Origin of the sequence: Flavobacterium kingsejongi, assembly GCF_003076475.1 — a bacterium.
Classification (GTDB): Bacteria; Bacteroidota; Bacteroidia; order Flavobacteriales; family Flavobacteriaceae; genus Flavobacterium; species Flavobacterium kingsejongi.
Window position 1 is genome coordinate 2,164,189 of sequence record NZ_CP020919.1, and the last position, 20,134, is coordinate 2,184,322.

A 20,134-nucleotide genomic window follows, 5' to 3' on the forward strand; every position below is an offset into this window, starting at 1 on the left:
TGGTTTGTTAGTGTGCTTTATTGAGGAATAAAATCAAATCGATAATACGGGACGAATACCCGATTTCGTTGTCATACCATCCCACAACTTTTACCATTTTGTCAATAACAGAAGTCAGTTGCGCATCGAAAAGGCAGGAATTAGGATTGCCAATGATATCTACAGATACAATAGGGTCTTCCGTATAGCTTAATATGCCTTTAAGGCTGTTTTCGGCAGCATGTTTAAAAGCAGCATTAATCTCTTCAATGCTTACTTCCCGGGTAACATAGCAGGTAATATCGGTTAGGGAGCCGTCCGGTACAGGTACGCGTATGCCGCTACCTCCAATTTTATCATTCAGTTCCGGGAAAATTTTATTTAGTGCTTTTGCTGCACCGGTAGTGGTGGGAACAATAGATTGTGCAGCACCCCTTGCTCTTCGCAGGTCCTTATGGGGCTGGTCATGCAGGCTCTGGTCTGTCGTATAGGAATGTACTGTCGTGATGTAGGCCTGTTTGATACCGCAAAGCTCATTGATGACTTTAATCATCGGTGCAGCATTATTAGTGGTACAGCTTGCATTGGATACTATGGTTTCAGAACCGTCAAGGATGTGTTCGTTAACGCCTAAAACTACGGTTTTAATCTGGTCGGTTTCTGCGGGTGCCGAAAGGATTACTTTCTTCGCGCCAGCAATAATATGGGCATTGATATCCTCAAAGGATTTATATTTCCCGGTCGATTCAATTACGAAATCAATATCCAGGGCTTTCCAGTCCAGGTTAGCGATTTTCTTTTCGTGAAAAAATAAATAAGGCTTTCCATCGATTAAGATCGCTTCTTCAGTATGAGTTACGTCTAATGGTAAAACACCATGAATGCTATCGTATTTGATAAGGTGTGCCATTGTCCGGTTGTCTGCGATATCGTTAATCGCTACCACCTCTATTTCGGGATGGGTTAAAAGCAAACGGAAAAGATTACGGCCAATTCTTCCGAATCCGTTAATGGCAACTTTGATTTTTGTATTCATTTAAAGTGACTAAAGAATATGTTTTTGGGCTTTATAAGAAGAACGTACCAAAGCACCACTCTCCACATGGCGGAAGCCAAGTTCAAGTCCTATTTTTTCGTATTTTTCAAATTGCTCCGGCGTGATAAATTCTTTTACCGGAAGGTGTTTTTTGCTCGGTTGCAGGTATTGTCCAATGGTAACCACATCAACTTTGGCATCGCGTAAGTCATGTAAAGTCTGGATTACTTCTTCTTCCGTTTCGCCCAGTCCAAGCATGATACCTGATTTTGTCCTATTGATACCTTGTTCTTTTAAATATTTCAATACAGCAAGGCTACGGTCGTATTTCGCCTGAATCCGTACTTCACGGGTTAAGCGGCGAACTGTTTCCATGTTGTGGGAAACTACTTCCGGGTTGGCTTCAACAATACGGTCAATATTACGCTCTATTCCCTGGAAATCAGGAATTAGGGTTTCTAGTGTTGTATTAGGGTTCATCCGCCTGATGGCTTTAACGGTTTCGATCCAGATGATGGAACCTCCATCTTTAAGGTCATCACGGTCTACACTGGTTACTACAGCATGTTTGATATTCATGATTTTAATGGAGCGGGCCACTTTTTCAGGCTCGTCCCAGTCAACCGTTTCCGGGCGTCCGGTTTTTACACCACAAAATCCACAGGAACGTGTGCATACATTTCCTAAAATCATAAAAGTAGCTGTTCCTTCTCCCCAGCATTCGCCCATATTAGGGCAGCTTCCTGAGGTACAGATGGTATTCAGTTTATATTTGTCGACCAAACCGCGAAGTTCAGTATATTTTTGACCCGTTGGGAGTTTTACCCGTAACCATTTTGGTTTTGGTGCAGGTAGTATATTGGTTTCTAAAACAGTTTCCATAGACACAATTTTCAAGCTACAAAGATAAGGAATGTTGTTGGAATGCATAAAATTTAACCAATAATTCGCAACAACGTTTCAGTACTGGAAAATCAATGCGTCCTATCGGGAGGTAAAATGACAAAAGCAGGACTATTGTCCTGCTTTTGTTGGCTTTATCATACTATGCTTATTGTACATTTACAGTAATGGGGAGGTTATAGGCAGTTCGTACTGCTTTGCCATTTTGCATTCCCGGTGTCCATTTGGTTTTGATGGATCGTAAAACACGGATGGCTTCCTGTCCTAATCCGTATCCCGGATCTTTAATCACCTGGATATTGGAGATGCTCCCGTCTCTTTCTACTACAAAATTCACATAAACGCGTGCAGTTGTTACTTTTTCTTCTGCACTGCTTGGTACTTTGAATTTACGGCCTACCTCACTAAGAAACTGTTTTATACCTCCGGGGTAGGTGGGCATTTTTTCAACAGCTGCAGTATTGTAAATAGTTCCTTCAGTATCACCGGTTCCGGTAGTAGCTCCCAGCACTTCAGGGCCGTTGCCTTCTCCGGCTCTTCCCAGTACCACACTGCCATTCTCGCTACCAATCACATCGGTGCTACCTGCTTTTGTGGTTTCCAATACCGCAACAGTCGGAAGCTCTTTCACGATTTCCGTTGTGTTGGTTACTACCGGAGCGACGTAGCTCGTCTGCGTTTGGATAGCTTTTGGGGCAACTGCCTTTGGAGCAGCCACAGGTTCAGTAGGAGCGGGTGGGTTATATATTTTTTGAAAATCAGTGACTACAAGAACATCATCTATCGTACGATTAGTAGGGATTACGATGGCCTCTTTCATGTAATTACTGATTACCGGAATACTAATAAAAGCAGCAATCAGGCAGGTGCCTAAAAGGAAAGCTTTTATTGTAGTTCTGTCATTTTCATTTCTGAGCTGATAGGCTCCGTAAGATTTGTTTCTGCCTTCAAAAACAAGATCATTCCAATTGGTTTTAAAAATAGTGAGATTTGACATAACTATACGTTTTTAAGGTGAGATGAAATAGAGTGCTCTTGTTAAAATAACGAATAATATTTTGATATTATTGTGTACGTTTAGGAATAATTTACAAAACAAATCAAAAAAATGGATTTTTGAAAATAACTTGTTTGCGGTAGATGCTTAGTTGTATTTTAAAATAGAAATGGCCTGTCAGGGGTAGTGTCTTTGTAGTCAGTATTTTATAAAATCCTGCAGGAGATTATATATGTCTTTTGGTGATAATTTCGGTGAGTAATTTTTTGGCCCGTAACAGTTTAATTTTAACATTACTGAGGGGTTCCTTTAGTTCATCGGCAATTTCCTGATAACTCATTTCCTGAAAATAGCGGAGTTGGATTACTTCCTGGTAATTCGATTTAAGTTCCTTGATGCATTGGAGTAGCATGGAAAGGTTTTGTTCGGTAATGAGTTTGTCCTCAGGGGAAGGAGCGGTGTCGGCTACGTTATAGGCTTGTTGGTCCTCCTGGTCGGTGATATCCAAGAAAAGATGGGATTTCTTTTTCCGCAACAGGTCGACATGGGCATTTTTGGCAATAGCAATCAGCCAGGTATTGAATTGAAATTCAGGGTTGTAGGTGGCTATCTTGTCAAAGGCCTTAGCGAAAGTTTCCAATGCAATATCTTCGGCATCCGTCTCGTTTTCAGTGCGCTTAAGCATAAAACCGTAGACTTCATTCCAATAAAAATCCAATAGGGAAGTAAAGGCATTCTGGTCGCCTTTTTTTGCTTTTTCTATTTGAATGTTTATTTCCAATGCATTGGTTTTGAGAAGGTGTTGGTGATGAAAATATTCAACTGGGTAAATACCATTATAAATTCAATTACAGGATACCAGTACATGACATCTTTTTCATTTAATTTTTTAGCCGCATATCCCAAAGAGATATAAGCATAGGTATAACGTAAAAGTACAATAGGTAGTACAAATTTCCAGTTAAATTGAAAAGAAAATAACAGGATCGCCAGCAGTAAAAATAACAATTGGGAACTATAGAATAACCCCAGCTGCATTTTGTCAAACGTTTTATAAAATGAAGCTGTAGACGTATGCCTTCTTTTTTGTTGGAACCATTCTTTGAAAGTGGTTTTGGGTTTCGATAATGTAAAACTTTCTGGGCTATAGCAAATAGCGGTATTTTTTCCGGTAGCGGCCTGGTTGATGAACAGGTCGTCATCACCCGAACGGATTTTCATGTGGTCGATAAAACCGTTCATATTGAAAAACTCCTCTTTTTTATACGCAAGATTTCTTCCCACGCCCATATAGGGATGACCGGCTTTGGCCCAGCTGAAATATTGTACAGCCGTAAGTATGGTTTCAAAACGAATTATTTTGTTCAGGAATGATTTGGCTATTTTTTCATAAGCACCATATCCCAATACAATAGTTTTTCGCAGGGTAAGCTGGGAGCTCATATTCGTGATCCAGTTTTTGGATAGCGGGTAACAATCGGCATCGGTAAACAGGAGGTAATCTTTTTTGGCAGCTTTGATCCCCAGGGTAAGGGCAAATTTTTTGTTGCCCCAAAAAGCTTCATTATTTTCTACATTTACGATACGCACATGCGCATATTGTTTTTCGAATTCTTCAAAAATATCCAGTGTAGTATCGCTGGAAGCATCATTGATTAATATGATCTCATAATCCGGATAGTCCTGCTCTGCTAAAAGGGGGATGAAACGGGCAACATTATCTTCTTCATTTTTCGCACAAACGATTACGGAAATCGGAATTCGCTTCGGGGTAATTTTTTGCTCTTTGGCAAAAGAGAACTTTCCAAAAACAAAAATATAGTAGCAAAACTGGATTGCGGTGATTCCAATAAACAGATAAAAAATAATATTCAGCATATAGGCTTATCGTTTTTTTAAGTGTGCAAATGTACAACTCAAATATGGAATATTAGAATGGAAAAGGTAATAAAAAGGGCTAACTGTGAGCTTATTTTTGAAGTATAAAATAGCGTAGAAATAGGAATAAGGCATGAGTCGTTTTTTTGATCAGGGTAATTTAGGCATTCAGTGGGAGTAGTCGTTAGATTGTGTAAACGTAGAAATTGATTTTAATTTGATTTGAGATTTTAAGGCTTAGCCAAAAAACAACAGATCATTAAGTATAGAATTTAAAAGAACTACATTTAAATAATTTAAAAAGAGCGGATTATGATCGAAGATGGTAAATTACCCAAAGATTTTGCAAAGCAATTTAAAAACAAAGAAGACTTCCATACTTTTTTTCAAGACCTGTATAAACAAGGCATTGAACAGCTACTCCAGGGAGAATTGGATGCTCATCTGGGATATGAGAAGCATAATATTGACGGATACAATACAGGCAATAGCCGTAATGGTTCTTTCTCAAAGAATATAAAATCAGAGACTTTGGGCAATATGGTCCTGGCTATTCCCCGGGATAGAAATGGTGAATTCGAGCCTCAGGTCATCGGAAAAGGCCAATCGATGAGTGAAAAGATTGAAGATGCTATTTTAGGAATGTACAGTCGTGGAATGACCCGTAGTGATATTGTAGAACAAGTTAAAGAAGTTTATGGGATATCAGTAAGTGAGTCCACGATTTCGACCATCTCTGATAGAATACTGGCTGATGTTGATTTATGGACTAAAAGGGCTTTAGAACCACAGTATCTGATTGTTTGGATGGATGCTGTGCATATGAAAGTAAGAACAGATGGGAAATATGAAAACCATGCAATTTACATTGTAATCGGACTAAAAACAGATGGTAAGAAAGAAGTATTAGGAATGTGGCTAAATAAAGAAGAGTCGGCTTCATTTTGGATGACTGTACTCTCTGACATAAAATCTCGTGGAGTAAAGGATATTCTCATTGCCTGTACAGATAACCTTACCGGATTTACAAAAGCTATCAGAGGTGTTTTTCCAAATACAGAATCCCAGCTTTGCATTGTTCATCAAATAAGGAATAGCCTTAAGTTTGTAGTAGTTAAGGATAGAAAAGCATTTTGCAGTGCAATGAAAGAAGTATATACTGCAATAAATCAGGAAGAAGCCGTTTTAGCTCTGGCTGAATTTAAAAAAAACTGGGAAGCAAAATATAAATATGCCGTTTGCTCCTGGGAAAAGAATTGGGAAAATCTCATGCCTTTTTTGGCCTATCCTGCTGAAATCAGGAAAATAATGTACACCACAAATACAATAGAAAACTTAAACAGGGGAATTAGAAAATATACCAAAACAAAAGTGCAGTTCCCAGATGAAAAAAGCGTCAAGAAATCAGTCTATTTAGCAATACAAAATTGTGAAAAAAGCTGGATAAATGCAATACCAAGCTGGGGATTAATCATGAATCAGTTCTTGGTCATATTTGGAGAAAGGTGTAATATTAAACACTAAGAACTGTTTACACAAAATTTCGACCAGTCTCAATTCAGTTAAAAAACGGCGCCATTTGATTGCAATGGCGCCATTATTTTTATTCCTCTGTGATTACAATGTAGCTGGAAACATTTCCGTTGGTAGGGTTTATAACCTCTGTCCATACTGCTTTAAGTACCGTTCCCCAAGGTGTTGGCGATTGTAAAACGTCATTGTAGGCGGTGCTATCGTAGAAGTTCAAGAAAAACTCACCTGTAGCATTGTTTTTATAACTCCTCTCGTCTTCTGTCATAGTATATTCTGTGTCATTGTAGCGTGAAGGATAAGTAAGATATCCTGCGACAACTGCATCACCGTTTCCGGCGGCCAATTTGATTTCATGCCATTTTTGAGAAGGACCATAGGTAGTCTGTGCAAGCTGTTTCGTTATTGTTGACCATGTGGTCCCGCTAAGGAGGACGCTTACTGTTGGGATTATGGGCAGGCTTGCAAAAGGTAAACCATTAAACGAGTTGTTAACGATCGTCATGTTGCTATAAGGTCCTACGGTATATAATGTCGTATAAACTAAAGGGTATCGATCATTGAGATCATGCGTTCGGGGTTCAAAACGTAAGTCGTAATCAGTTAAGTTGGATACATATAATGGTCTTCTTTGAGCAAATGAAAACAGGGAAACCAATAAACAAATAAATAGGGCTAATTTTTTCATGATTTTACTTTTTTAAATTGTTATTGAGTTTTTGAATCATTTCCAGGTGTTTGTCTAATGCAGCTTTAAGAAGGTCTTCCTGCGGAATGTCGGTAGTCGCTACTCCGTAATAGGCAAGGTATTCTTTTGCTTTTTCAGTAAGATCCACTGTGGCTTTTTGACGGGAAGCAGGATCGGAGGCGAGCTGTCTGCTGTAATCACCAAAGGATTTTTCAAAACGTTGCATTTCCTCTGTTTTCTGCATTTTTGAAAATTTTGCATGTTCAGCATTTTTGTTGTAGCCGGACTGATCTGTGACAGCATCATTCGCTTCACATGCAATGCACAGCGTTGCTGCAGCGACCATAAAGATTAATTTTTTCATGATTAAATAGGAATTTGGGGTTGAATAATTAAATATATAGGTTGTACTATATCGTATAAAGCGCTACTGATAATAACCATAATGAGTTATACTGGTGCCAATTTGATTTTAGATTCCTGATTAAAATAAATGTGCATAAAAACAGGCCAATTATTTTTTGAATCCTGTCTGGTAATTCTAAACAGGTTTTCTCTCAATACGGATTATTTTAAAGTCAAAGCAGTAGCTAACTGTAAAGTGTAGGAGGTTGCAGTATAGTGTAATATTCTAAATGGACGGAATGATGTATTCTGCAAAGGGTAAAATACGTTAGGAATGTTTTTTCTGATATCATTAGATTAAAATTTGGGGCTTAAATAATAATAACGACTTAACTTGTAGGAAGTTAATCCTTTGCTAATATAGAAAAATAAACTGATTTTAATCTTTTAGTTGTAAGAAAAATAAAGCATAATTATGTTTTCCCAGTGTTTGTTACCTGTGACGTGAGAATTTATTTTTGGATCGTGTAACAGAAGGATTGTTTTTAAAATAAACAAAAGCGCTGTTTTAACTGTGCTGTATCGGGCATTTTGCCATGATAGCTGCAACAGCGGCTGCTTCTGGAGATCCGGTTTTGTTTAATTCCGTGATAATGTTACTGTGGTTTTTGGCATCGCGATTTTGTGACATCTTATTGACGGCTTCGATACTGGTAATCTCAATTTCAAAAGCGACAATACCGCGCACCTGGCGCAGGGATGATTTGGATAAATCCTCAAAATGCACCGGATTTGCTGAGAAAGCCTCGTATTTGTCCATAAGTTTTTTTAAGGAGGATAGGGCTGCATCACCTTCGATGATTTTTATAGTGCCATAGACATGGACTGCGGCATAATTCCAGGTAGGGACGTTTTCATGATCGTACCAGGAAGGAGAAATGTAACTGTGAGGCCCTGAGAAAATAGCCAGTACAGACTGATTGGAGGCAAAACTATGCCATTGGGGGTTTTCTTTTGCAATATGGCCCTGCAGTACTTCCTTTCCGTCAGCATTGATGTCGAGTTCCAGTGGAATATGGGTTGCCCATAATTTGCTGTCCAGCTGGTTGATTAATATGCCAAAGCTGTTTTGTTCTAAAAAAAGCCTGATGTCTTCTTTGTTTTCGTTCTTGTAAAGGTCTGGAATGTGCATGAAGCCTTATTGTTTTTTAGATGATATTTACTTCGGCTTCAATTTTGATTCCAAAAGTATCGTATACGGTTTGTTGTATCGTTCGGGCTACATCCAGGATTTCCTGTCCGGTGGCATTTCCATAGTTTACCAATACCAAAGCCTGGTTTTTATGGATTCCCGCATCGCCAAAACGTTTGCCTTTGAATCCTGCCTGTTCAATAAGCCATCCTGCAGGGACTTTTACTTCCGTGTCTGAAATAATATAATGGGGCATTTCGGGATGCAACGATACGATGCGTTCGAAATCGTTTTTAGGAAGTATCGGATTTTTAAAGAAACTACCGCTATTGCCTAATTCTTTCGGGTCTGGAAGCTTGCGTTGGCGAATTGCGGTAACGGCATCGCTCACATCTTTTAACGTGGGCGTTGTAATTCCTTTTTGGGTCAGTTCGGCAGCGATATCGCCATAGGAAACATTGATTTTATGGGAATGTTTTGTGAGCTTAAATACAACCGATGTAATGATATATTTGTTTTTCTCTTCATTTTTAAAAATACTTTCCCGATATCCGAAAGCGCATTCTTCTTTGGTAAAGGTGCGGGTTTGTAATGTGGCAATTTCCAAAGCCGTGCAGTACGCAAAAGTATCTTTGATTTCGGTTCCATAAGCGCCGATATTCTGTATGGGTGTTGTGCCTACATTTCCGGGAATCAGGGACATGTTTTCCAGTCCGCCGAAATCCTGGTTGATGGTCCATAAAACAAATTCATGCCAGTTTTCGCCGGCGTGGGCTTCTACCCACACGAAATCATCGGAAGTTTCAATAATTCTTTTTCCTTTCAGGTCTACATGAATAACAAGTGCGTGGATATCCTGGGTCAGCAGCATATTGCTGCCACCGCCTAAAATGAATTTAGGGTCATCCGGATGCTGCTCCAATACCGTTTTTAATTCGTCAGTTGTATGTACCGAAATGAATTTTTGCGCTTTGGCTTCAATGCCAAAAGTATTGTAGTTTTTTAAAGAAAAATGAGACTGAATTTCCATGAATGAATTGAGTTTTTATCGGCGTAAAAGTAATGGAAACCTTTTGGAATTCATAATTAATCTTCGGTGGTGAGGGCGCGGTTTAAAAAATCATTTAAGGGCTTCAGCAGTATAAGTTTCTGGGCTATTTCTTGGACAAAATCAGGATCGGTCAGAAGGCTGTCGTCCAGTTTATGCATGGCTGTAAAACTTTTTAGTTTTAAAAATTCAATGGCCGGATGATCCTTTTCGTAGCCCTTTGGTGCATTTTTTAAGGCAATGGTATCGTTGTGTTCCAGGCTGCCAAACTCCTTTTTGAAATTTTTATCGGCTAACAATTCATCAAGGTCTTCGGTGAAATAAGCGATTTCCTTCCTGATTTTTTTCAGGTCTTCCGCATTAGGCCACCAGACACCACCGCCAATAAAGCTTGCGCCCTTTTCGATATGGATGTAATAACCGGCTAAATTGGTGTTTTTAGTCCCCGGAGAAAGCCAAATGCCCATGTGGGTTTTGTACGGTGTTTTGTCTTTTGAAAAACGGATATCACGGGCTATCCGGAAAGCACAGTTTTTAGGTTCCAGATTTGCTAATGAAATGTCTTTTGGGATCATTTCAGCCAATACATTTTCAATTAACGTGTGGTATTCCTGTTTGTAGGTTTCATAACGGGATTTGTTGGCGTGGAACCATTCCCGGTTATTGTTGGCTTTGATATCGTCTAAGAATTGGATGATCTTTTTTGAAGGCATAATCTTATTTTTTGAAGATTAAAAGTAAGGATAAAATATGAGAAGGTAAAAAAGGAAATGCTAAAAGGTAAAAGCGAAATCTGGGAAATAAGGGTAGGAGTACCATAAGTAAAACGGATGCAGATTGTGGTCTTGGATACGGATTTACAGCTGGAAAATTTTGTAGCTCTGATGCGTCGACTGGATTACGGCTTCCGTTCTCTCTGGGTGTGTATCGGATATAAAAAGCTGCCCAAAAGTGTCATTGTTGACCATTTCGACAATTTTCGCTACACGGATCTCGTCCAGTTTGTCAAAGATGTCATCAAACAATAGAATTGGTTTTACACCACTTTGTTTTTTTACAAATTCAAACTGCGCGAGTTTAAGGGCAATCAGGAAAGACTTTTGTTGTCCCTGGGAACCGAATTTTTTAATGGGATAAGCGTCAATTTCAAAGGACAGGTCGTCTTTGTGGATTCCTGCACTGGTATATTGCAATGCCCTGTCTTTTGGGAGTGTTTCTTTGAAAAGAGCTAATAATTCCTTGTCGTGCAATTGACTGTCATAGACAATTTGTACGGTTTCGGCACCATCGGTTATGGCCTGGTGGTGTTTGTTGAAAATGGGAATGAAATTTTTCAGGAACTCTTTCCGCTTTTCAAAAATGCTTTGTCCTAATCCATCCAGTTGCTCGTCATAGATGGACAAAGTGTCGTTTTCAAATACATGGTTCAGGGCAAAATATTTTAATAGCGCATTCCGTTGGCTCAATATTTTTTGATATTGAATCAGGTGTAGCAGGTAGGTGTTGTCGAGTTGTGAAATCACGCTATCAATGAATTTCCGCCGTGTTTCACTACCCTCTACGATCAGGTCGCGATCAGCGGGGGAAATTATGACTAATGGGATAAAACCGATATGATCTGAAAATTTATCGTACGCTTTCCCATTGCGTTTCAGGATTTTCTTTTGTCCTTTTTTCAGGCTGCATACGATTTGTTCCGTGCGCTCGTTTTTTTCAAATTCGGCATCAATAACAAAAAACTCTTCTCCATGACGGATGTTTTGTACCGCCAAAGGATTGAAATAACTTTTGCCGTACGATAGGTGGTAAATGGCATCAAGGACGTTGGTTTTACCAATGCCATTCCTGCCGACAAAACAATTTATCCTGCTGTCAAAGTCAAAAGAGGCTTCGGAAAAATTTTTGTAATTGAATAAAGATATTTTTTTTAAATACATCTGCAAATGCCGTGCTGATAGTGAGAACTTTGTGGTTTTAACCGCTTTTTTTCTAAGAAGCTGCAAATTATTGAAAAATAACGAAAAAACATCTTTTACATTTGAATAAAAATTTTATTTTTGCACCTCATTAAATTAAATGTAAATGGCAACTTATAACAAGAGAGGATATAAAGCTCCAAAACCAGAACAAGAAAAAGAAGTTTTAGAATACGACCCGATTGATGCAGTTTCAGAAAAAGACAGTACTACAGCTGAAGTGTTTAATTCATTAGATACTGGAGCTTCAAGAATTGAAGAATGGGTTGCCGGTAATCAAAAAATTATCTTTGGAATTGTAGGTGCTTTAGCTCTTGCTACAGTTGGATATTTTGCATACGACCGTTTCGTTGCAGAACCAAAAGAAGAGGTGGCTGCAAATGAAATGTTTCAGGCACAACAATACTTTCAGCAGGCTGTTGATGGTGTAGCCAGTGATTCCCTATACAACCTTGCGCTGAATGGTGGAGAAGGTAAAATGGGCTTCCTTAAAGTAGCAGAACACTATTCTGGTACTGATGCAGGAAACTTGGCACACTACTATGCAGGAATCTCTTACCTGAACCTACACAAGTATAAAGAAGCAATTACAGAATTGGAAAAATTCAGTTCTAAAGATGCTTTCCTTTCTGCACTTTCTAAAGGAGCTATTGGAGATGCATTTGCTCAAAACAATCAATTGCCAGAAGCTTTGGACTATTATGAAAAAGCAGCAACAAGCAATGAAAATGACCTGACTACACCACGCTTTTTGCTAAAAGCAGGACAAGTAGCTTTGGTATTAAAGAAAAAAGATAAAGCTTTAGAATATTTCACTAAAATCCAGGACAAATATGATACTGCTCCTGAAGCAGCGAATATTGATGCCCTGATTGGAATGGCACAATAAATTATGGCTACAGAAAATAAAAATTTATCAGAATACGATAAAACAAAACTCCCAAACGTAGCACAGTCTTCGTTTGGGATTGTTGTTTCTGAATGGAACGAACAGGTAACGGGCGGCCTTTTTAAAGGGGCTTATGATACGCTGATTGATAATGGGGTATTGCCGGAAAATATTATTAAGTATGATGTTCCGGGTAGTTTCGAACTGATCTATGGCAGCCGTAAGATGATGGAGAAACAGCCACATCTTGCAGGCATTATCGCGATAGGCTGTGTGATTCAGGGCGAGACCAAACATTTTGATTTTGTATGTGAAGGCGTGACTCAGGGCATCAAAGACCTGAATATCATGGGGAAAATGCCTGTGATTTTCTGTGTGCTGACGGATAATAACCTGCAGCAGTCAATTGACCGAAGCGGTGGTATTCATGGAAATAAGGGCGTGGAAGCGGCAGTAGCAGCAATTAAAATGACGCCTTTTTTATAAAAGAAAATTTCGAAAATAAAATTAGTCACAAAAGCCTGTACATGATGTTGTACAGGCTTTTGTGTTTCGGGGAGTTGGCCGGAATGGTGATGGTTGATAAAAACCCGGGTTTCCGGAGAATAGTTTTTTTTATCGTACTATTAATTCCTTAACTTTGAAAACTTTATTTTTTAGGGCTTCAGCCTTAAATTTTAAACCTGAAACCCAAATAGAAATGTCGAGTATAATACAATTGCTTCCGGATCACGTTGCGAACCAGATTGCTGCCGGTGAAGTGGTACAGCGTCCGGCTTCTGTCGTAAAAGAATTATTAGAAAATGCTGTTGATGCGAAAGCAACGGATATTAAATTAATCATTAAAGATGCCGGGAAATCCCTGGTGCAGGTGATTGATAATGGGGTAGGAATGTCAGTAACCGATTCCCGTTTGTGTTTTGAACGGCATGCCACCTCTAAAATCAGGCTGGCGGAAGATTTGTTTTCACTGGACACCAAAGGATTCCGGGGTGAGGCTTTGGCTTCCATCGCGGCGATCGCGCATGTGGAAATGAAAACCAAACAGGACCAGGAAGAATTGGGTACGCATATCATCATCGAAGGAAGCAAATTTGTTTCTCAGGAGGTAGCTGTTTTGCCAAAAGGAACCTCCTTTGCTGTAAAGAATCTTTTTTTTAATATTCCTGCCCGCCGTAATTTCCTGAAATCGGAAGTGGTGGAACAACGCCATATTGTAGACGAATTTCAACGGGTGGCATTGGCTCATGCCAATATCCATTTTACAATGTACCATAATGGCAGCGAAATGTTCAACCTGCCACCTTCTAATTTCAGGCAGCGTATTGTCAATGTTTTTTCTGGTAAAACCAATGAAAAATTAGTGCCGATCCAGGAAAGTACCGAGATCGTTTCCATACAGGGATTTGTAGGGAAACCGGAATTTGCCAAAAAGAACAGGGGAGAGCAGTTTTTTTTCGTCAATGACCGTTTTATAAAAAGCGGGTACCTTCATCATGCAATTATGTCTGCTTATGAAGGATTGCTGAAAGATGGTTGTCAGCCCAGTTATTTTATCTACCTGAATGTACCTCCCAATACGATCGATATCAATATACATCCGACCAAAACGGAAATAAAATTTGACGATGAGCATGCACTTTATGCGATATTGCGTTCCTCGATCAAACACAGTTTAGGGCAGTTTAATGTGGCTCCGGTGTTGGACTTTGACCGGGATTCTAATTTAGATACGCCTTATGACTATCAAAATAAAGATGCTTCCATGCCTTTGATCCAGGTCGATGCCGCCTTTAATCCATTTTCTCCGGAAAAACCGATTAAGAATTCCTATTCCTCATCTTCTTCCTCTTCCTATCGCAAGCCGGATACTTCCCATTGGGAAGGATTGTATGTCGGATTGAAGAATACAACAGAAGAGTTTTCCGGTATGACGGAAATCACCGAAATGGAATTTGAAAGCGAAGAAGTAACGGGTTCGTTATTTAATGAGCGTGAGGTAGAAGAGAAGATCAATGCGACCTATCAGATCCATAAAAAATATATTGTGAGCCCGATAAAATCCGGGATGGTGATTTTAGACCAGCAACGGGCACATCAAAGGGTTTTGTATGAGCAGTTTTTGACGAATATTACGGTACTTCAGGCTTCCAGCCAACAGCTTCTTTTTCCATTGCATTTGTATTTTTCTCCGGGAGAAATAGAGCTGATCCTGGAATTGCAGGAATCGCTGGTACAAACCGGATTTATATTTGAAGAGATCAATAGCGATAGTATCGTGATTTCAGGGCTTCCGGTCAATGTGACAGAAAGTGAAGTTTCGATACTGTTGGAACAGTTATTGAGTGATCTGCAGGACGGGATTCCTGAAAACAGTTTTAGCCAAAACGACAGCATTTCGAAATCGATGGCCAAAAGTTTAGCTGTAAAAACAGGAACATTACTGACCGAAAGGGAACAGGAGAACCTGGTGAATTCGCTTTTTGCCTGTAGAGAACCCGGAGTTTCACCTTTTAATAAACCAACTTTCATCACGATGAGTGTGGAAGATATAGATAAAAAATTCGCGATATGATGAATGTTACAGAGACGGTAAAACACCTGATCATTATTAATATTATTTTCTTTATAGGAACCTACTTGTTGGGGGATGTTGCTTACCAGTATTTGTCGCTTTACTATCCTGAAAATGCGAAATTTCAATTTTGGCAACCGATAACCCATATGTTCATGCATGGGGGGCTAATGCATATTTTCTTTAATATGTTCGCGCTTTTCTCCTTTGGGAGTGTGTTGGAGCAATTTTGGGGATCTAAAAAATTTCTGTTTTTCTACATTTCCTGTGGGCTCGGAGCTGCTTTGCTACAGGTGACAGTTAATTATTTTACTTTTCATGAAAGCATTGCAGTATTAGTTGACAATGGTTTTGCCAAAAGTGATATCATTGCGACTTTAAATCATCAGGGGAAATTAAGTCCGGACTGGATCCCATTTTTGACGCCTAATGGGATTGAAAATATTAAGATGAGTTTTGGTGCGCCAATGGTAGGTGCTTCCGGGGCTATTTACGGATTATTGATTGCTTTTGCTTTCATGTTTCCTAATGCAGAACTGATGATGATGTTTATTCCTATACCAATTAAAGCCAAATATTTTGTACCGGGTATTATTGCAGTTGATTTATATTCCGGATTTAGCGGGAATTCAATTTTCGGGGGTGGTAGCAATGTGGCACACTTTGCCCATATTGGAGGGGCTATAACCGGGTTTATAATGATGTGGTACTGGAAGAAAAACCAGTTCGACAATAAACGGTGGAATTAAAAGATAACTGTATTCGCATACTGTAAACAAGCAATAAGTAAGGCAACACCACGTTTGATACATGAGGGTGGGCTGTAATTTAATCAGTCAAATAATACAAAATAAATGGGGATTCTGGAAGATATAAAACAGCAGTACAAGTTTGGAGGGATTTCGCAAAAACTGATTTTTTGGAATGTCGGATTGTTTATACTTTCCCTTATTTTCTTTTATAATTTCCAAAACCAGTTTTTTATATATCCCGAATGGCTGAAACTGTCTTCAGCTCCCGGGAATTTACTATACTATCCCTGGACACTGCTTACGTATTCATTTTTTCATGCTGGATTTCTGCACCTCTTTTTTAATATGATGGTGCTCAATTTCTCAAGCCGGCTGTTCCTGACCTTCTTTAATGAAAGACAATTGTTAGGGCTTTATCTTTTGAGTTCCATATTTGCCGGAGTTGTTTTTGTAGTGGTCTATTTTGTGTTTCCGGGGCTTTCTCCTGTAGCGACATCGGTAGTGGGTGCGTCTGCTGCTATTATGGCGGTTCTGGTCGCTACGGCCACCTATGCGCCTTTGATGTCTATACGCTTGTTGCTGATCGGAAATGTGAAGCTTTGGCATATTGCAGCCGTGATTATACTCCTGGACCTGCTTCAGATCAGGGCCGAAAACACAGGTGGGCATATCGCGCATCTTGCCGGTGCTTTTTTTGGATTTGTGTTTATCAAATTATTACAGCAGGGAACCGATTTAAGTAGTGGTATTGCGCGCATTATTACTTTTTTTACGGGGTTATTCCAGCCTAAAAAAACAACACCTTTTAAAAAGGTACATAAGAATCCGGTGCGGACTACTATTGCTCCGGGAGCGGGTAAAGATATCACGCAAAAACAGATTGATGAAATTCTGGACAAGATCAGTCAGTCCGGTTATGACAGCCTGACAAAACAGGAAAAAGAATTTCTTTTTAAAGCCGGGAAATAATACTCCCTGCTACACTACTAAATTTAGGAAAAATGACGAAGCTTTCATGGTTTAATAAGGTAATGTTTGTGCTTAATATAGTGTTGACTGTATTGACATTTGCTGCTTATGTATTGCCTTTTTTAGCGCCTAAATTTTTCCCTTTCCTGTCTGTCCTTACTTTAGTAATGCCATTGATGCTGGTTTTTAACCTGCTTTTCTTTATGTATTGGCTGTTTCAGGCCCGCAAGCAAATGTTGTTGTCGGGGTTGGTACTGCTGTTGGGGATTACTTTCATTAATAAATTCTACAAGCTGTCTTCGCTGGATCTTACCGTAGAAGAATCGGATTTTACCGTAATGAGCTATAATGTGAGAATGTTCGATTTATATGAATGGATCGATGACAAATACATACCGGAGAAGATTTCTGATTTTGTAAAAGACCAAAACCCGGACATTATATGCATCCAGGAGTATTCGGGCAACTTGGCCGATTTTGACCAGTACCGGTATAAATTTATTTTCTTTGAAAATAAAAACAACAAAATGGGGCAGGCGATCTATTCTAAATTCCCTATAGTAGAGAAGGGCGATATTCACTTTCCGAATTCGGGGAACAATGTGATTTTTGCCGATATTAAAAAAGGAAAAGATACTGTGCGGGTGTACAGCATGCACATGCAATCTATAAAAATCAGTCCCGATGTACATGAGATCGACGAAGACCTGAACCAGATTGACAAAAAGAAATCCAAAATGATCTTCCGTAGGATGAGCCAGGCTTTTAAAGAGCAGCAACAACAGGCCGAGCTTTTTAAAGAACATAAGAATTCATGCCCTTATCCGCAAATTATCTGCGGAGATATGAATAATAGTGCTTTCTCGTATGTTTACCGAAGCATTAAAGGGCAGCTCAATGATAGTTTTGAAGAAGCCGGAAGCGGTTTTGGAACGACCTACAATTTTAAGTATTATCCGGCCCGTATCGACTACATTTTTACCGATAAGAAGATGAAAATTAAAAGTTTTAAGAACTTTACCAACTTCGTAAATTCAGATCACTATCCGATTATGGCACGGATGTCGTTTGAGTAATATTCCTTTTACAGAACTTCCCAGATATACTATTTCAGTTCCAGTTTCCTTTGAGCCTATAGCGTATGTTCTTTTAGGTAGTCTAATGCATAACGGCCTTCATTGAAAAGAAGATCCAATATGCTGAGGTTGTTCAGGTACCCGTGCTTTTCTCCAAATACCTGTGTGTATTCACTAAATAGGGTGTTGTCTTTTTTTCCGTTGGCCAAATACCGAAAATCAGTAATGCCCGCCTGAGGCTCCCGAAAGTATTCGATGGTTTTATCGTACTGGAATTTCATGCCCAAGCAGGATTTTAGGATTTCAATCGTTTCATAATTGAGGTCGATCAGGAAATTGTGCTTTTTCTCAAATACAGGCATCAGTTCGTCTTCAAAGTATTCGAAGAAAGGGGAGCTCCGGTAGGCGGCTTCCAGCGATTTAAAATGGATCTTCTGCCAGTTAAAAGCCGATTCAATTTGGACATCCTTATATTTTTGATGCAGGTCATTGCTGTGCTTAATGGGAATATTGAGCATTTGCAGGCCATTAGGACTGTAGATATACATCCTGTTACGGTTGGTCTGCTTTTGGAAGTTATCGTCCATTTCAAAGGTAATGTTCTCTGCCTGTGCTAAGGCTACAAAATGACTTACGGATGGGAAATAGGTAGGGTGGAGTAAAATATTCATGAGGTGCAGGTATCAAAAATCCTCCCGGTGAGGGGAGGATGTATATTTTTAAACGGGTAACTATTGCAACTTATTGGTTTTCCATTCTTTTTTTCTTGCGGGCTTTTATGCCGTAATCCAGTGCGATACACAGTCCTACAAAAACAAGGAAGTAACGGAAATAAGATTGTGGTTGTCCTTCGCCACTTACGGTGGTAAACATCCTGTCCCAACGGATTTTAGCAAATCCTTTAGCATTCGGATCTAAACTCAGCCAGATGAAAACCGGTTTTCCAACGATATGCGTTTCCGGAACGAATCCCCAATAACGGCTGTCTTCAGAATTATGACGGTTGTCTCCCATCATCCAGTAGTAATCATCTTTAAAAGTGTAACTTGTAGCTACTTTTCCATTAATTCTGATTTCGTCTCCAATAACCTGAAGGTCATTCTTTTCATATTCTGTAATGATCATTTTATAGAATGGTAATGAGGCGGTGTTCAGGGCTACTGTTTTGCCTTTTTGAGGCACATAGATCGGTCCAAAATTATCCACATTCCAGTTTTTGGTATAAGGGAAAATTCCCGGATCCGGAACATTAGCAAGCTGGAGCGTGACACTTTTGATGTTTGGCGCATTTTTCAATCGGTCTACAGCGTTTTGTGTTACCGACTGGAAAATATAGCTGTTAGGTTCATTAGGATATACCCCGATGTAATCGGTAATCTGCAATTCCCGGCGAATGAAATCCTCATTGAGCTGTGTGCCGTCTGTTGTAACGATATACGTCATTTGTGGGCGGGCACGTCCTGGCAGGATCAGCTCCTTACCGTTGATATACACTACGCCATTTTTGCCCTGGATGGAATCCCCCGGAGTAGCTACGCAACGTTTTACGTAGTTTGATTTTTTGTCGATAGGCTTGCGGATCCCTACACTTTGGGTGTCGCGGAAATACCGCACGGTGTCTACCGGCCAGTTGAATACTACAATATCATTTTTCTGGACTTCCCCAAAAGCAGGAAAACGGAAATAAGGAATCTGTGGTTTGTTCAGGTATGATTTTGTATTGATTACCGGAATAGTATCGTGTACCATTGGAAAAGCTACTTCTGTCATAGGAGTACGCGCACCATAGTGGAACTTACTCACAAAAAGATAGTCGCCTACCAATAAAGATTTTTCAAGGGAAGGTGTTGGGATGGTAAAAGGCTGCATTACATACGTGTGTACTAATGTTGCAACGATTACAGCAAATAATATCGAGCTGATAACATCCGAAGCCTGATTTTTAGGTTTGGTGCTCCGATCACGGATATAATCGGCATCCTGGGTGTAATTGATATAGACGATATAAAACCCAAGGGTTACAATACCAAGGATAGCATCTGAAGTTTTGTCTTTACCAAAGGATCTCAGGGTTTCTACCCATATTACAGGAGCCATGATGATATTGATAACCGGTATAAAAAGCAGGATTACCCACCACACCGGACGGTTGATGATTTTCATCAGGACGATGGCATTGTATACGGGAACTAAGGCTTCCCATGGTTTTCTGCCTGCTTTGGCATATAGTTTCCAGGTACCCAAAAAGTGTATTACCTGAAGTATCAAAAAGAATATAAACCACTGAATTGCTGTCATTGT

20 protein-coding genes are annotated in these 20,134 nt (G+C 39.5%); 7 read left to right on the plus strand and 13 right to left on the minus strand.

The window, feature by feature from the left end:
* Positions 1-7 precede the first annotated feature (7 nt).
* The 5 genes from gap to FK004_RS09475 form a co-directional block, all read right to left on the minus strand.
* A complete protein-coding gene (gene gap / locus FK004_RS09455; protein WP_108737047.1) occupies positions 8-1,015 on the minus strand; it encodes a type I glyceraldehyde-3-phosphate dehydrogenase in 1,008 nt (335 codons plus the stop codon).
* A gap of 9 nt (positions 1,016-1,024) precedes the next feature.
* Positions 1,025-1,897, minus strand: coding sequence for a lipoyl synthase (lipA, locus tag FK004_RS09460; RefSeq protein ID WP_108737048.1), 873 nt, complete (start codon positions 1,895-1,897; stop codon positions 1,025-1,027).
* 169 nt (positions 1,898-2,066) lie between these two features.
* A complete protein-coding gene (locus tag FK004_RS09465; protein ID WP_108737049.1) occupies positions 2,067-2,915 on the minus strand; it encodes an energy transducer TonB in 849 nt (282 codons plus the stop codon).
* Between the two features lie 226 nt (positions 2,916-3,141).
* A complete protein-coding gene (locus tag FK004_RS09470; RefSeq protein WP_108737050.1) occupies positions 3,142-3,696 on the minus strand; it encodes an RNA polymerase sigma factor in 555 nt (184 codons plus the stop codon).
* Complete coding sequence (locus tag FK004_RS09475) at positions 3,687-4,793, minus strand: glycosyltransferase (RefSeq protein WP_108737051.1); 1,107 nt, start codon at positions 4,791-4,793, stop codon at positions 3,687-3,689. Before FK004_RS09475 ends, FK004_RS09470 begins: the two co-directional genes overlap by 10 nt.
* Positions 4,794-5,105: 312 nt before the next feature.
* On the opposite strand from FK004_RS09475, the gene FK004_RS09480 reads away from it, so the two are divergent.
* Positions 5,106-6,317, plus strand: a complete 1,212-nt coding sequence (locus tag FK004_RS09480) for an IS256 family transposase (RefSeq protein ID WP_108735429.1) — start codon at positions 5,106-5,108, stop codon at positions 6,315-6,317.
* Between the two features lie 79 nt (positions 6,318-6,396).
* On the opposite strand, the gene FK004_RS09485 is transcribed toward FK004_RS09480, so the two are convergent.
* From FK004_RS09485 to recF, 6 genes are all read right to left on the minus strand, one after another.
* On the minus strand, positions 6,397-6,828 hold the full coding sequence (locus FK004_RS09485) for a hypothetical protein (protein WP_157956067.1): 432 nt from the start codon (positions 6,826-6,828) through the stop codon (positions 6,397-6,399).
* Positions 6,829-7,015: 187 nt separating this feature from the next.
* Positions 7,016-7,375, minus strand: coding sequence for a hypothetical protein (locus FK004_RS09490; RefSeq protein WP_108737053.1), 360 nt, complete (start codon positions 7,373-7,375; stop codon positions 7,016-7,018).
* 549 nt (positions 7,376-7,924) lie between these two features.
* On the minus strand, positions 7,925-8,548 hold the full coding sequence (locus FK004_RS09495; RefSeq protein ID WP_108737054.1) for an FMN-binding negative transcriptional regulator: 624 nt from the start codon (positions 8,546-8,548) through the stop codon (positions 7,925-7,927).
* Between the two features lie 16 nt (positions 8,549-8,564).
* Positions 8,565-9,578 (minus strand): UDP-N-acetylmuramate dehydrogenase, encoded by a 1,014-nt coding sequence (gene murB, locus FK004_RS09500; protein WP_108737055.1) that lies wholly within the window; start codon positions 9,576-9,578, stop codon positions 8,565-8,567.
* A gap of 56 nt (positions 9,579-9,634) precedes the next feature.
* Positions 9,635-10,309: a DUF2461 domain-containing protein gene (locus FK004_RS09505; RefSeq protein WP_108737056.1), complete on the minus strand. Its 675-nt coding sequence runs from the start codon at positions 10,307-10,309 to the stop codon at positions 9,635-9,637.
* A gap of 144 nt (positions 10,310-10,453) precedes the next feature.
* Positions 10,454-11,533 carry a DNA replication/repair protein RecF gene (gene recF, locus FK004_RS09510; protein WP_108737057.1) on the minus strand — a complete coding sequence of 360 codons (1,080 nt, stop codon included), beginning with the start codon at positions 11,531-11,533 and terminating at the stop codon, positions 10,454-10,456.
* Between the two features lie 145 nt (positions 11,534-11,678).
* On the opposite strand from recF, the gene FK004_RS09515 reads away from it, so the two are divergent.
* The 6 genes from FK004_RS09515 to FK004_RS09540 all read left to right on the plus strand — a co-directional run bounded on the left by FK004_RS09515 (position 11,679) and on the right by FK004_RS09540 (position 17,833).
* Positions 11,679-12,461 (plus strand): tetratricopeptide repeat protein, encoded by a 783-nt coding sequence (locus FK004_RS09515; RefSeq protein WP_108737058.1) that lies wholly within the window; start codon positions 11,679-11,681, stop codon positions 12,459-12,461.
* A gap of 3 nt (positions 12,462-12,464) precedes the next feature.
* Entirely contained in the window at positions 12,465-12,947 is a 483-nt protein-coding gene (ribH, locus tag FK004_RS09520) for a 6,7-dimethyl-8-ribityllumazine synthase (RefSeq protein ID WP_108737059.1), read from the plus strand.
* 214 nt (positions 12,948-13,161) lie between these two features.
* Positions 13,162-15,036: a DNA mismatch repair endonuclease MutL gene (gene mutL / locus FK004_RS09525; RefSeq protein WP_108738805.1), complete on the plus strand. Its 1,875-nt coding sequence runs from the start codon at positions 13,162-13,164 to the stop codon at positions 15,034-15,036.
* Positions 15,033-15,785, plus strand: a complete 753-nt coding sequence (locus tag FK004_RS09530) for a rhomboid family intramembrane serine protease (RefSeq protein WP_108737060.1) — start codon at positions 15,033-15,035, stop codon at positions 15,783-15,785. The genes mutL and FK004_RS09530 overlap by 4 nt, the downstream gene beginning before the upstream one ends.
* 105 nt (positions 15,786-15,890) lie before the next feature.
* Positions 15,891-16,757: a rhomboid family intramembrane serine protease gene (locus FK004_RS09535; protein ID WP_108737061.1), complete on the plus strand. Its 867-nt coding sequence runs from the start codon at positions 15,891-15,893 to the stop codon at positions 16,755-16,757.
* Positions 16,758-16,789: 32 nt separating this feature from the next.
* Positions 16,790-17,833, plus strand: coding sequence for an endonuclease/exonuclease/phosphatase family protein (locus FK004_RS09540; protein ID WP_108737062.1), 1,044 nt, complete (start codon positions 16,790-16,792; stop codon positions 17,831-17,833).
* Positions 17,834-17,889: 56 nt separating this feature from the next.
* Here FK004_RS09540 and FK004_RS09545 read toward each other — a convergent pair whose 3' ends face one another.
* The gene (locus FK004_RS09545; protein WP_108737063.1) at positions 17,890-18,504 is read right to left on the minus strand and encodes a WbqC family protein; all 615 of its coding nucleotides are present in this window, start codon (positions 18,502-18,504) and stop codon (positions 17,890-17,892) included.
* Between the two features lie 70 nt (positions 18,505-18,574).
* Positions 18,575-20,131: a signal peptidase I gene (gene lepB, locus FK004_RS09550; protein WP_108737064.1), complete on the minus strand. Its 1,557-nt coding sequence runs from the start codon at positions 20,129-20,131 to the stop codon at positions 18,575-18,577.
* Between the last annotated feature and the right edge of the window lie 3 nt (positions 20,132-20,134).

What these genes read in the sequence shown, in the direction of transcription:
- gap (WP_108737047.1), bottom strand. Translation starts at nt 1,015, where the DNA reads ATGAATACAAAAATCAAAGTTGCCATTAACGGATTCGGAAGAATTGGC.
- lipA (WP_108737048.1), bottom strand. Translation starts at nt 1,897, where the DNA reads ATGGAAACTGTTTTAGAAACCAATATACTACCTGCACCAAAACCAAAA.
- FK004_RS09465 (WP_108737049.1), bottom strand. Translation starts at nt 2,915, where the DNA reads ATGTCAAATCTCACTATTTTTAAAACCAATTGGAATGATCTTGTTTTT.
- FK004_RS09475 (WP_108737051.1), bottom strand. Translation starts at nt 4,793, where the DNA reads ATGCTGAATATTATTTTTTATCTGTTTATTGGAATCACCGCAATCCAG.
- FK004_RS09480 (WP_108735429.1), top strand. Translation starts at nt 5,106, where the DNA reads ATGATCGAAGATGGTAAATTACCCAAAGATTTTGCAAAGCAATTTAAA.
- FK004_RS09485 (WP_157956067.1), bottom strand. Translation starts at nt 6,828, where the DNA reads ATGACGATCGTTAACAACTCGTTTAATGGTTTACCTTTTGCAAGCCTG.
- FK004_RS09490 (WP_108737053.1), bottom strand. Translation starts at nt 7,375, where the DNA reads ATGAAAAAATTAATCTTTATGGTCGCTGCAGCAACGCTGTGCATTGCA.
- FK004_RS09495 (WP_108737054.1), bottom strand. Translation starts at nt 8,548, where the DNA reads ATGCACATTCCAGACCTTTACAAGAACGAAAACAAAGAAGACATCAGG.
- murB (WP_108737055.1), bottom strand. Translation starts at nt 9,578, where the DNA reads ATGGAAATTCAGTCTCATTTTTCTTTAAAAAACTACAATACTTTTGGC.
- FK004_RS09505 (WP_108737056.1), bottom strand. Translation starts at nt 10,309, where the DNA reads ATGCCTTCAAAAAAGATCATCCAATTCTTAGACGATATCAAAGCCAAC.
- recF (WP_108737057.1), bottom strand. Translation starts at nt 11,533, where the DNA reads ATGTATTTAAAAAAAATATCTTTATTCAATTACAAAAATTTTTCCGAA.
- FK004_RS09515 (WP_108737058.1), top strand. Translation starts at nt 11,679, where the DNA reads ATGGCAACTTATAACAAGAGAGGATATAAAGCTCCAAAACCAGAACAA.
- ribH (WP_108737059.1), top strand. Translation starts at nt 12,465, where the DNA reads ATGGCTACAGAAAATAAAAATTTATCAGAATACGATAAAACAAAACTC.
- mutL (WP_108738805.1), top strand. Translation starts at nt 13,162, where the DNA reads ATGTCGAGTATAATACAATTGCTTCCGGATCACGTTGCGAACCAGATT.
- FK004_RS09530 (WP_108737060.1), top strand. Translation starts at nt 15,033, where the DNA reads ATGATGAATGTTACAGAGACGGTAAAACACCTGATCATTATTAATATT.
- FK004_RS09535 (WP_108737061.1), top strand. Translation starts at nt 15,891, where the DNA reads ATGGGGATTCTGGAAGATATAAAACAGCAGTACAAGTTTGGAGGGATT.
- FK004_RS09540 (WP_108737062.1), top strand. Translation starts at nt 16,790, where the DNA reads ATGACGAAGCTTTCATGGTTTAATAAGGTAATGTTTGTGCTTAATATA.
- FK004_RS09545 (WP_108737063.1), bottom strand. Translation starts at nt 18,504, where the DNA reads ATGAATATTTTACTCCACCCTACCTATTTCCCATCCGTAAGTCATTTT.
- lepB (WP_108737064.1), bottom strand. Translation starts at nt 20,131, where the DNA reads ATGACAGCAATTCAGTGGTTTATATTCTTTTTGATACTTCAGGTAATA.